Source organism: Pseudomonas marginalis, assembly GCF_001645105.1.
In the GTDB taxonomy this organism is placed as follows: domain Bacteria; phylum Pseudomonadota; class Gammaproteobacteria; order Pseudomonadales; family Pseudomonadaceae; genus Aquipseudomonas; species Aquipseudomonas petroselini.
This window is the reverse complement of sequence record NZ_LKEG01000023.1, coordinates 42,663-55,062: the sequence shown is the minus strand read 5'-3', so window position 1 is coordinate 55,062 and position 12,400 is coordinate 42,663. Positions and strand designations below refer to the sequence as shown.

The window sequence follows — 12,400 nt, the reverse complement described above, 5'->3', positions numbered from 1 at the left end:
ATCAGAATTAGATAGGATGCTAATTTGTAACATAATGATACTCATTACTAAACAGGCAATCTTGACATTTGCTGAACCTTGGCTGAACAGCTGTTGAAGGCCTGTCAGCCACGCCTGCCGAACAACCGCTGTGCGAGACCCAGGCCCTGCAGCGTCGCCACGTAGCCGATAAAGGCGTAAAGGCCAAGGATGATCCAGATCAACGCACCCAACAGCCAGCACGGCAAAATCTCGCGGATGAACAAGGGCGAGGGTCGGCGAAAGCTCAGCCAGCGCGACAGCGGCGAGAGTCCGTCGTCGATTTCACCGTAGCCATCGGTGGCGGGACGCCAGATCGCCAGGATCAACAACGCTGGAATGGCAATCAGGAAGGCCCAGGTTGGCGCCATTCCGAGGGTTTCCATCAGGGTATGGTCGGTCACCTGTTGGTCGTGGATCGTCCAGCCGGCGGCCATGCCCAGTAAGGCTACGAACATCGGCCACGGTCGGGTGGCACGTTCCCAGTCGCGCCAGAAATACGGATCGCCGCCGGGCATCAGGGCGCAGAGTGACGGGTACTGGCTGAGGATGGTTTCGCTGAGCGTACGGCAGGCGTTCCAGTCGGACTCGCCAAAGCGCCGGGCGAAACGTTGCCGTTGCGCCAGTGGCATGTCGCCAAACAGCAATTTGGCTGCGCGACACTCCGCATCGCGCGAGTCCAGGCTGGCCTGCGCGAGTGTATGCGCCTTGAAACGCTCCAGCGTATTGCGCGCCTGGAGCTGCGACCATTCAGGCTCGGGGCAGGGGTTTTCCAAGTCCTTATCGGACCAGGCTTGTTGGGCGCACAAGGTGTCGAACAGGTCCTCGGACCAGCATCGGCTCGCCAGTAGGGCACGGGCGAGCAGGTCGTTGATCCGCGCGTGGCGAGGCAGCGGCTTCAGCCATTCAGTGTGGTTCATTTCGCTCAATGCGGCTTTGAAGGCTTCGACCTGTTGTTGATCGAGCAGCCCGACCAAGCGCTGTTCGACGTGCGCAAACATCTGTTCCAGCAGCGCATCAAGGCGGTATGCGGGCAAGCGTGCGGGGGCTTCGCGTAACCAGGGGGTCAGCCAATGCAGGTGGGTGACGGCCCACTCGCTGATGGCGGGGTCTGTCGACGTCAGGCAGCGCTGCAACAGCAGGGCCTCAAAGGCGTCGGCGCACTCACTGTCCCTGGCTTGCTGATAGAGGTGACGCAGATCACTGGGAGTGGCCTGCGCCACCAAGGCTCGGGCCTGTTCGACACGCGTGTCCGGTTCGGCCGGGGCAGGTTGCACGCTGTCGACGGGCACCGGCTGCGGTGTGTCAGCGGGCGCCTCGAAACGGCTCCACTCGAGGGCATGCTCATACGCCTCGCGCAAGCGCTGGAAGCCGCTGGGGTCCTCATCCGGACGATGCTGCTTGAGCAAGACGGCGTACTGACGCTTGATTGTGCGAGTGTCAGCGTCATGCGGTAGCCCAAGTACTTCCCAACAACTCATCAGTGCAACTTCCTGTCAGTAAAAATCCTGGCGCAGAATACCCGAGACCGGTTGCGCGGCGCCTACTCTTTTGTCGCGTGACTGCCTAAGATGGCGGCATTTCACGCCACCCAGGGCACGGACCGCGCCAATGTCGGAAAAAGACACCATCTCCCTCCACCTCGTGCGCGAAGCCTTGTTGCAAAGCTGCGCCCCTGGGGCGGCCACTGCCGACGCGCTGCTTAAAGCCGGGATCGAACCGCAACGGTTGGCCGAGCCCGGCGCGCGGGTCTCGGCCACGACCTATGCACGCCTGTGGCGCCTGCTGGCGCGGCGTCTGGATGATGAGTTTTTCGGCATGGACCCACGCAAGCTCAAGTCCGGCAGCTTGGCGTTCCTCTGCCATGCGGCGATGGCGCAGCCGACCTTGGCCACTGGCCTGGAAACCGGCCTGGGGTTTCTGTCGTTGATGCTCGAACGCCTGCCCGCTGAATTGGTGCGTCAACAAAGTCTGGCGGAGATTGTGTTGCTCGAACCCGAGTCTGAACCTAACCGTGCCTTCACCTACTTTACCTACTGGATGATTGTGCACGGCGTTGCCTGTTGGCTGGCGGGACGGCGGATTCCGATCCTGGCGATTGAACTGCGTTGTCCGAAACCGGACTTCTGCGACGACTACCAGATCATGTTCTCCGACAACCTGCGTTTCGATCGGCCGCGTACCCGCATGATCTTCTCCGCCGACTGCCTGGACCTGCCGATCAAGCGCACCGCTGAAGAACTAAAACGCTTCCTGGCCCACGCGCCCGCCAACATCCTGGTCAAATACCGCGACCCCGACAGCCTCGCCACCCGCATCAAGCACGACCTGCGCCAACTACCCCCCGACACCTGGCCGGAAACCGAAGGCCTCGCCGCCAGCCTGTGCATCTCCGCCTCCACCCTGCGCCGCCGTCTGGCGGAAGAAGGGCAGACGTATCAGGGGCTCAAGGACAGTGTGCGCAAAGAGCTGGCGATTGTGTGGCTGGCAGAGCCGCAGATCAGTTTTACCGAGATTGCGGAGCGGTTGGGGTTTGCTGATACGAGCTCGTTTTATAAGGCGTTTCGTAAGTGGAGTGGGTCTAATCCTGGGCATTATCGGAGTTTGATATTGAGTGATGCTACATAAAGCATTCGCGCGCGGATAAGGCTCTACTCCCTTCATGCGGTCGCGGTTCAGAAAAAAACATCACAAGGTCGAACACGGCAAATTTGATGTCCAATTCGACCAAGACCGCCAAGCTGCGGATGGATTTCCAAAATCCATATTCAGGCTTCTTGTCTTGTTAAATCGTTTTTTTTGCCACCTAAGAGCAATGTTGTGCTAACACCAAATAAGCCAACAAAACAGGTGGCTGCAACTATGATCAAAGTCAGCGAGAAGCCATACCTATCTAATAGTCCTCCGAAAACAGTGTAGGAGATACCGATGATGACTGAGTTAACTAGATTTGCAACTGAGAGACAAGACGCTCGGATACGTGACTCAATATTGTCGTGAATATAGGTTTCATATGCGGTTTCATATATGGCAGGGAGCGACATTATTAGAAGAAAGGTTGCAATTGAAGTGATTACTCCGATATTTAAAGATAAAACAAAAAGAAGAAAGGTGACGGCGCAGGTCGTAGTGAGAGCAATTGTGCCGAGAGAGAGCCTGGAACAAACGTAACCAGCAACCATGAACATTAATGCAGATATAGCTTCAACCGTAGCATAAATACCGGCGATCACAGGCACGTCTAAACCCTGCAGGGAGAAAAATGGCTGGCCGTAGATGAACAAAGGAATTGTTGAAAGCTCAAATAAAGAATATCCAATAAACAAAGGTATAAGGAAGGCACCTTTTTTAGAGCGGAAAAAATTAATGAGTAGAGTAAAAATCCCCTCTGTTTTTTTATTGTTTATACCTGATTGTTTGATCGGGTTAAGTAACGTGTGCGGGAGTTTTATTTCTGGGATGAGTGTTACAGCAAAAGCTCCGATAAGCTTGGATAGCGCAAAAAATATATATACGCTATTCCAGTCAAAAGTATCTTGCAATACGCCACCAAGAAGCATAGATAAACCTAACGAAATCGCGCCAATGGCACGCGCCCGCGATATTGTTTTAGGGTAGTCTTCCGCTCGATGCTCAGCTAGTAAGTTGTCATACAATAGTGCTCTGTCTGACCCGGAGCCCATAGCGATACTGGCGCCGAATAAGCAAAATATAATTGCGAAAGGAGTGAAAGAGGAAAATAACAAAAATCCAATGCCGCTTATAAATAATCCTAAAAAGCTAATGATAAGAGAAAATTTGCGGCCGTATCGATCGGCGAGTAAACCAGACGGGATCTCTAACGCTACTGAAGAAAAGAACAGAAAAGATTGAAGAATACCTATCTCTCCTTGTGTGATACCAAGCTGCAGCAGGTAAAGTACAAACAAACTTCTTTGAACATCAAGATTCATGAATATTGATAAGGAGTAGTATAAGCTATCGTTCTTGTTTTTTAGTATGTTTGAGATACCCATTTTATTTAAATACCTGTTTTTTGTAAGCTCAAAAGACCTGAAGTTTAAGTTTGAAGATGCGTTCGTCGACTCCTGAGCTAATCGGCGCACCTTGATTAAAGGCTATGTTGTCATTCTTACGCAAATGTGCACTTTGTAATTCTATGTATCTGTGCGTCTCCAATCGGAGAAGTGGCCGCTGCGATAGAAAACATTTCACTCTGTTCGAAAGGCTCAGTGCGGTATTAGGAAATTACTTGCTGAGGACTTCTGGTTTGTCTTACGGAAATAACCTACAGCATTTTAGGACGTTCCAAACAAAAAAACCGTGACCAAATGGACCGCGGGGCTAAAAAATCGCTGGATGCTGTCAACCAAAGGCACAATTGATAGCGAACACGCGCGGCCCGTTAGTCGCGCATGACAGATGTCGGATAAACACGGTTTCTGATTAAGGGAGAAGGTTTACCCTGAGAATTTTGAGTTTAATATATATAAAATTTGATTTCGCCGTTGCCTTTGGTAGTGAAGTCTAAACAGCGTTTTACGGTTTTCCATGAGTTGAAATTAGTGCTGTTTAAATTTAAAAAGCTTAAGCGTGGAGCATAGGTGGCGTTGTAGCCTGCACACCCATCGTAACCCTTTAAAGGCTGGGCGTACGTTCTCGCAGGAAAAGCTCACTGAGCGAATGAGAGTCCAACTAATAACAACAGAACTGTGATTTTCATGATGGTCTCTTTTTTGGTTTTGTAAGACGTACATTAAATAGTACGTGAAAAGTTAACGGTGTCTGGAATTGCTCCACAAACTAATCCTGGCTCTTTGTCGTTTAACGCGAAGGCTGAATGGGTGGTAGTAAAAGGCGCGGCTTAATGTTTTTCAACTGTCATTTCTAACAGGTCTGTACCAGTGGCCTTAAACGGTTCGGGGCTTTCTTTGTTTGAGCGTTTTCAACGTTAGTCACCGGCCAGCGAGACCTGCGCTTGCCGATTGTTTGACTCGGCTCTTTTCAGTCACCAAAAAAAGCCCCGTGACCAAATGGACCACGGGGCTAAAAATTGGCTGGATGCGACCAACCAAAGGAGCTCTTTACATCACTTGGCGGTAGCGACCACTGTATCCGGCTTCCACCCACCCCCCAGCGCCTTGTAGATCGCCACAATCCCGCGATACAGGTCCACTTCGGCCTGGGCCTGGGAGTCCTCGGCTGCCAAACGCTCGCGTTGCGCGTCGAGCAATACCAGGAAGTCCACTGTGCCTTCGCGATAGCGGATCGCGGCGAGGTCGGCGGCGGCGCGGCTGGATTCGCTTTGGCGGATCAGCGAGACCAGGCGTTGTTGACGCTTGCCGTAGTCGCTGAAGGCGTTCTCGGATTCTTCCAGCGCCAGCAACACTTGCTGCTCGTAGCTTGCCAGGGCGCCATCGGCCTCGGCATCGGCGCCGCGCAAGCGGGCGCGCACGCTGCCCAGGTCAAACGCGGCCCAGGTGATGCTCGGGCCCAGGGCCCAGGCATTCGCGGCGGATGAGCCGATCTGCGAGCCGCGCCCGGCGGTAAAGCCGAGGAAGCCGCTGAGGCTGACGCGTGGGAACAGGTCGGCCTTGGCCACGCCGATACGCGCGGTGGCGGCGGCCAATTTGCGTTCGGCGCTGAGGATGTCCGGGCGACGTTGCAGCAGTTGCCCCGGGTCGCCGATCGGCAGCGCTTTGGCAATCGCCGGCAGGTCTTTCGGGCCCAGGTCTACGGTGAGCTTATCGGGCCGCTGGCCGAGGAGGGTGGCGATGCGGTTACGCTCGCGCACTTGTTCGGCCTGCAGTTGCGGCACGCTGGCTTCAACCGCCGCGAGGCGTGCGTCGGCACGCTCCACGTCGAGTTGGTCGCCCACACCGGCATCGCGCAGGCTGACGGTGATGGTGCGCGATTCCTGCTGGTTCTTCAGGTTGTCCAGGGCAATGCGTTCACGCAGTTGCGCGCCACGCAGTTGACCGTAGGCGTCCACCAGTTCGGCGATCAGGGTGACTTGCAGCTGGTACAAGTCAGCCTCGGCGGCCTGCTGGTCTGCGTCGGTGGCTTCCAGGTTGCGCTGGATGCGGCCGAACAGGTCGAGTTCCCAGGCCATGTCCAGCCCGAGGTCGTAACGCTCGGTCTTCACGCGGCGAGTGGTCTGGCCCGGAATCTGGCCTTTGCCCTGGTCACTGCTGGCCCGGCTGGTGATGGTCGGCATGGCGTCATTGCTGGCGTCATCGCGGATCGCCCGTGCGGCCCGCAGGCGGGCAAAGGCGACGCGCAGATCACGGTTGCCTTGCAGTGACTGCGTGACCAACTGGTTGAGCGTCGGGTCCTCGAACTGCTGCCACCAGATGCCTTCGAACTTGGCGTGATCGTACTGCTTGGCATCGGCAGCGGCCGTGATATTGGCCGCCTCCGGGGTCTGGGTTTTGTAGTCCGGGCCTACGGCACAGGCGCTCAGCGCCAGTACCAGCAAGCTCGGCAGAAAGACGTTCACACTCATTGCTGTGTCTCCAGCTTCAAGGCCTTGGCCGCTTTGCGCGCTTCGCTGCGCTCCACATAGCGACGGATCAGTACGTAGAACACTGGCGTCAGCAACAGACCGAAGAAGGTCACACCGATCATCCCGGAGAACACCGCCACGCCCATGGCATGACGCATCTCGGCACCGGCACCGCTGGACAACACCAGTGGCACCACACCCATGATGAAGGCGAACGAGGTCATCAGGATCGGCCGCAGACGCAAACGGCAGGCTTCCAGTACCGCAGCGAGCGGGTCGAGGCCTTCTGCCTGTTTATCCTTGGCGAACTCGACGATCAGAATCGCGTTCTTACACGCCAGGCCCACCAGTACGATCAAGCCGATCTGGGTAAAGATGTTGTTGTCGCCGCCCGAGATGATCACCCCGGTAATCGCCGACAGCAGCGTCATCGGTACGATCAGGATCACCGCCAACGGCAGGCTCCAGCTTTCGTATTGGGCCGCCAGTACCAGGAACGCCAGCAGTACGCAGAGCGGGAACACGAACAGTGCGGTGTTGCCCGAGAGGATTTGCTGATAGGTCAGGTCGGTCCACTCGTAGGTCATGCCGTTGGGCAGTTCCTCTTTCAACAGTTTTTCAATCGCCGCCTGGGCCTGGCCGGAGCTGTAGCCCGGTGCCGCGTTGCCGTTGATTTCAGCGGTGATAAAGCCGTTGTAGTGCATCACGCGGTCCGGGCCCGAGGTGTCGCTGACCTTGATAAAGGTCGCCAGCGGGATCATCTCGCCTTTGTTGTTGCGCACTTTCAGCTGGCCGATCTGGTCTTCATCCAGGCGGAACTGTTGCTCAGCCTGCACGTTGACCTGGTAGGTCCGACCGAAGCGGTTGAAGTCGTTGGCATACAACGAACCCAGGTAGATCTGCAGGGTGTCGAAGATGTCGCTGATCGCCACGCCGTGGGTCTTGGCCTTTTCACGGTCGATGGCGGCATCGACCTGGGGCACGTTGACCGTGTAGCTGGTGAACAGGCCGAACAGCTCCGGCGTGGTGCGGCTCTTGGTGATGATGTTCTGCACTTCTTTGTACAGCTCGTCATAACCCAGGTTGCCACGGTCTTCGATCTGCAGGCGGAAGCCGCCGATCGTCCCCAGGCCCTGAACCGGCGGCGGTGGGAAGATCGCCATGTAGGCTTCCTGGATGTCGCTGTATTTGCCGTTCAACGCGCCGGCAATCGCACCGGCGGACATGCTCGGGTCTTTACGCTCGTCGAACGGCTTCAAGGTCACGAACACGATGCCGCTGTTCGGGCTGTTGGTGAAACCGTTGATCGACAGGCCTGGGAAGGCCACGGCGGCTTCCACGCCCGGCTGTTTCAGCGCGATGTCGGACATGCGCTTGATCACGTCTTCGGTGCGGTCCAGGCTGGCGGCGTCCGGTAACTGGGCGAAGGCCACCAGGTATTGCTTGTCCTGGGCCGGCACGAAACCGGTCGGGGTATGGGCGAAACCAAACCAGGTCAGCACCATCAACCCGGCGTACAGGAACAGCGCGATACCACTGCCGCGAATCACACGGCGTACGGTGCCGACATAGCCGTGGCTGGCTTTGTCAAAGAAGCGGTTGAAGGGTTTGAACAACCATCCGCCGAAGAGCTTGTCGAGAACTTTGGAGAAGCGATCCTTCGGCGCGTCATGGCTGCGCAGCAACACGGCGGCCAGGGCCGGGGACAAGGTCAGCGAGTTGAAGGCCGAAATCACTGTCGAGATCGCAATGGTCAAGGCGAACTGCTTATAGAACTGCCCGGTCAAGCCGCTGATAAAGGCCGCCGGAATGAACACCGCACACAGCACCAACGCCGTGGCGATGATCGGACCGGTCACTTCGCTCATGGCTTTTTCAGTCGCCGCAAACGGTTCCAGGCCCAGCTCGATGTTGCGCTCGACGTTCTCCACCACCACGATGGCGTCGTCCACCACGATACCGATGGCCAGTACCAGGCCGAACAGCGACAACGCGTTGAGCGAGAAGCCAAACAGGTGCATCACCGCAAACGTACCGATCAAGGATACCGGCACCGCCACCAACGGAATGATCGAGGCGCGCCAGGTTTGCAGGAACAGGATGACGACCAATACCACCAGGATCAACGCTTCGAAGAGGGTATGCACCACGGCTTCGATGGAACCACGCACGAAGATGGTCGGGTCATAGACGATGCTGTAGTCCATCCCTTGCGGGAAGCTCTTTTTCAGCTCATCCATCTTGCCGCGGACTTCGTTGGAAATCTCGATGGCGTTGGAGCCTGGGCGCTGGAAGATCGGGATCGCCACGGCCGGCTGGTTGTTGAGCAGCGAACGCAGGGCGTATTGGCTGGAACCCAGCTCGATCCGCGCGATGTCTTTGAGGCGGGTGATTTCACCGTTAGCGCCTGAACGAATCACGATGTTCTCGAACTCTTCCTCGGTCACCAAGCGACCTTGGGTGTTCACGGATAACTGGAACGCGGTGGCAGTCGGCGCAGGTTGTGCACCCAGCGCACCCGCGGCCACTTGACGGTTCTGCTCACGGATCGCGGTCACCACATCGGTGGCAGTGAGGTTGCGCGAAGCGGTCTTGTTCGGGTCCAGCCACACCCGCAGGGAGTAGTCGCCCATGCCGAACAGCTGCACATCACCCACACCGCCCAGCCGCGCCAGCTCATCCTTGACGTTGAGCAAGGCGTAGTTGGACAGGTACAGCATGTCGTAGCGCTGATCCGGGGAGGTCAAGTGCACCACCATGGTCAGGTCGGGGGAGGCCTTGTCCACGGTGATACCGATGCGCGTCACTTCTTCAGGCAATTTCGGCTGAGTCCGGGTCACGCGGTTTTGCACTTGCACCTGCGCGTTGTCCAGGTCGGTGCCCAGGGCGAAGGTGATGGTCAGCGTCAGCTTGCCGTCGGCGGTCGACTGCGAGGACATGTACAGCATGTTCTCGACGCCGGTGATCGCCTGTTCCAGCGGCGCGGCCACGGTTTCACCGATGACCTTGGGGTTGGCGCCCGGGAAGTTGGCGCGTACCACCACCGTCGGCGGCACCACTTCCGGGTATTCGCTGATCGGCAATTGGAACAGCGAGATCGCACCGGCGATCAGGATCAACAGCGAGAGCACCGCTGCGAAGATCGGCCGCGAAATGAAGAACTTGGAAAAATTCATCTTGAGTCGTATCCCTTAACCGCGTGGAGTCGCAGCGCTGGCAAGTTTGGACGCGGTTTTTTCCGGCGCCACTTGTTCCAGGTTGCTGGCTTCAAGCGCTTGTCGTTGTTGGGCCAAGGCGGCGAGGGTTTCCTTGCTGGCCATCGGAATGGTTTCCGGGGCGACCGGCGAGCCAGGGCGCACGCGCTGCAGGCCCTTGACGATAATGGTGTCGTCTTTGTTCAAGCCGCTGCGCACGATGCGCAGACCTTCGATCTTCGGCCCCAGCTCCACCGAGCGATAAGCCGGCTTGTCGCCTTCCATCACCAGCACGAACTTCTTGCCCAGGTCGGTGCCGACCGCTTCGTCGTTGATCAATACGGCGGAGTAGGTGCCGCTGCCGACCAGCTTCAAGCGGGCGTACAGGCCAGGGGTGTATTCGCCTTTGCTGTTATCGAACACGGCGCGACCGCGGATGGTGCCGGTGGCCGGGTTGACCTGGTTGTCGACGAAGTTCATCTGGCCCAGGTGCGGGTTGCCGGTTTCGTTGGACAGGCCCAGGTACACCGGGGTGGTCGCACCACGACGGCCTTGGCGAGCCAGTTCGGTGTACTTGAGGAAAACGCGCTCATCGGCGTCGAAATAGGCGTAGACCTTGTCGGTGGAGACCACGCTGGTCAGCGCCGTGACATCGGCGGTCACCAGGTTGCCGGCGGTGATTTCGGCACGGCTGACGCGGCCGCTGATCGGCGACGTCACGCGGGTAAAGCTCAGGTTCAGCTTGGCCAGGTCCAATTGCGCCTGGATCCCGGCGACGGCGGCGCGGGCTTCCTGGGCGGAGGTGGTGCGCGAGTCGGCCAGTTCGGCGGAGATCGCATTGCTCTGGCGCAGGCGTTCGCCACGTTGCGCTTCGTTGTCGCTACGGGTGGCAGCGGCGCGGGTTTGTTGCAACTGGGCTTCAAGGCGACGCACTTCGGCCTGGAACGGGCGTGGGTCGATCTGGAACAGCAGGTCGCCTTTCTTGACCAAAGCGCCTTCAGTGAAAGCGACTTGGTCAATCTGGCCAGAGACCCGTGGACGAATCTGTACGGTTTCGGGCGCTTCCAGGCGACCGGTAAATTCATCCCACTCGTTGACCGGTTGTTCCAGCACCTTGGCCACGCTGACTTTGGCCGCTGGCATGGCGGCCGCTTGGTCCGGGGTCTTGCCGCACGCGCTCATCACCACCACGGCCAAAATCGCCAGGGGGAAGCGCAAATGTTTGAGTGACTGTTCCATGAGGTGTATCCGCCAATGTATTTGAGATGGGCGGATCATGCGCGGCGAGGGGGTATGTCACGAATCGAATGAAGCAAAGGTAACTATCATTCGGAATGATATAAGCGAGGTGTTAGCCCTCTAGCATGGGGGTTTCGTTAGGGGGCTATCAATAGGAATGATGACAAAAGACTGTTGCTGCCAACGCAACGACTATGCGCCCTTGATCAGTTTGAGCACGGTCTAAACCAGAAACAATTTGTCACATGCAAGGCTATATGCCGACTTCTGTTGAAATAGGCAATAAATTCCCTTGATCAGGCAATCACCTCTACCGGCTAACTCCACATACTCCGCTCATCGTGAGGCCGTACTCAACAGGCCTGCACCTCAACCCACGGTACCGGCCCGGAAAAGGCCTACCGATCACGCTGGGACACTCATCGGAGGAAGGCCGGGCCGGTTCGCATTTCATGAAAAACCTTGATCTCCAAGTTATCCAGCAAGCCACGACGTGGCTCGAACAAGATCGCTGCGTTTGGCTGTGCACGGTGCTTGCGACGTTTGGTTCGGCACCGCGAGGGCCGGGGTCTTTACTGGCCGCCCTGTCGACAGGCGAGTTCTGCGGTTCACTCTCGGGAGGCTGTGTAGAGGAAGACTTCCTTGAACGGTTGGGGCGCCATGAGTTCGTCGAGCACAACCATGTGGTGCGCTACGGTGAGGGCGGGCTTGCACCGTCACTGGAGCTGCCGTGTGGCGGCGTACTCGACGTACTGGTCGAAAAGTTCGAACCCGATTGCGTGGCGAAAGCGCACTTCGCAGTACTGTTGGGCGCGCTGCAAGGGCGCCAGCGCGTGGTGCGGCATGTCACGCTTGGAACACATGCCCGACATGATCAGAGCGATGCCGGTGCCACTGCGCCGGTTGTCGTTGATGGCGATCAGGTGCGGATTCGTATGGGGGCAGCCCATCGATTGTTGATCGCCGGCCTGTCCCCGGTGGCCGAGTTCTGTGCCGGTTTCGCGGTGGCCCTGGGCTATGAGGTGGTCGTGTGCGACCCGCGCGCAGAGTTGACCACCGCCTTCAGCATGGCCGGGGTGGAAGTCCTCAACGTGTTTCCCGCCACGTTCATCGCCGCAGGCGGATGCCATGCCGGTACCGCGATTGTGGCGTTGACCCACGACCCGCGCATGGACGACCTGACGCTGCTGGAGGCCGTGAGGACCCGCGCTTTTTACATCGGCGCCATGGGCTCCAGACGGACCAGCGAAAAGCGTCTTGAGCGGGTCAAGCGCATTGGCGCGTTGGCGCCGCAGATGCTCGAGCGCATTCATGCGCCGATTGGACTTAACTTAGGGAGCAAGACCCCAGCCGAGATTGCCCTCGCCGTCATGGCGGATATTGTTCGCCTGAGCAACGGAGTCGTTCGTGACCAACTCTAGACCTGTGCTGATCAAGGAATCCT

The 12,400-nt window shown here is 57.7% G+C and carries 7 protein-coding genes; 2 read left to right on the top strand and 5 right to left on the bottom strand.

The window, feature by feature from the left end; genetic code table 11:
* Window positions 1-104: 104 nt before the first annotated feature.
* Window positions 105-1,499: a J domain-containing protein gene (locus tag AO064_RS03730; protein WP_064052431.1), complete on the bottom strand. Its 1,395-nt coding sequence runs from the start codon at window positions 1,497-1,499 to the stop codon at window positions 105-107.
* 130 nt (window positions 1,500-1,629) lie between these two features.
* Between AO064_RS03730 and AO064_RS03725 the strand changes: the two genes are divergently transcribed.
* Window positions 1,630-2,646 (top strand): AraC family transcriptional regulator, encoded by a 1,017-nt coding sequence (locus AO064_RS03725; protein ID WP_064052430.1) that lies wholly within the window; start codon window positions 1,630-1,632, stop codon window positions 2,644-2,646.
* Between the two features lie 140 nt (window positions 2,647-2,786).
* Here the strand turns inward: AO064_RS03725 and AO064_RS03720 are convergent, their stop codons facing one another.
* From AO064_RS03720 to mexE, 4 genes are all read right to left on the bottom strand, one after another.
* Window positions 2,787-4,034 (bottom strand): MFS transporter, encoded by a 1,248-nt coding sequence (locus tag AO064_RS03720; protein WP_064052429.1) that lies wholly within the window; start codon window positions 4,032-4,034, stop codon window positions 2,787-2,789.
* 1,073 nt (window positions 4,035-5,107) lie between these two features.
* On the bottom strand, window positions 5,108-6,523 hold the full coding sequence (locus tag AO064_RS03715) for an efflux transporter outer membrane subunit (RefSeq protein ID WP_064052428.1): 1,416 nt from the start codon (window positions 6,521-6,523) through the stop codon (window positions 5,108-5,110).
* On the bottom strand, window positions 6,520-9,699 hold the full coding sequence (locus tag AO064_RS03710) for an efflux RND transporter permease subunit (RefSeq protein WP_064052427.1): 3,180 nt from the start codon (window positions 9,697-9,699) through the stop codon (window positions 6,520-6,522). Before AO064_RS03710 ends, AO064_RS03715 begins: the two co-directional genes overlap by 4 nt.
* 15 nt (window positions 9,700-9,714) lie before the next feature.
* Window positions 9,715-10,956, bottom strand: a complete 1,242-nt coding sequence (gene mexE, locus AO064_RS03705; RefSeq protein WP_064052426.1) for a multidrug efflux RND transporter periplasmic adaptor subunit MexE — start codon at window positions 10,954-10,956, stop codon at window positions 9,715-9,717.
* 452 nt (window positions 10,957-11,408) lie between these two features.
* On the opposite strand from mexE, the gene AO064_RS03700 reads away from it, so the two are divergent.
* Window positions 11,409-12,377 (top strand): XdhC family protein, encoded by a 969-nt coding sequence (locus AO064_RS03700; protein ID WP_064052425.1) that lies wholly within the window; start codon window positions 11,409-11,411, stop codon window positions 12,375-12,377.
* Window positions 12,378-12,400: the final 23 nt, after the last annotated feature.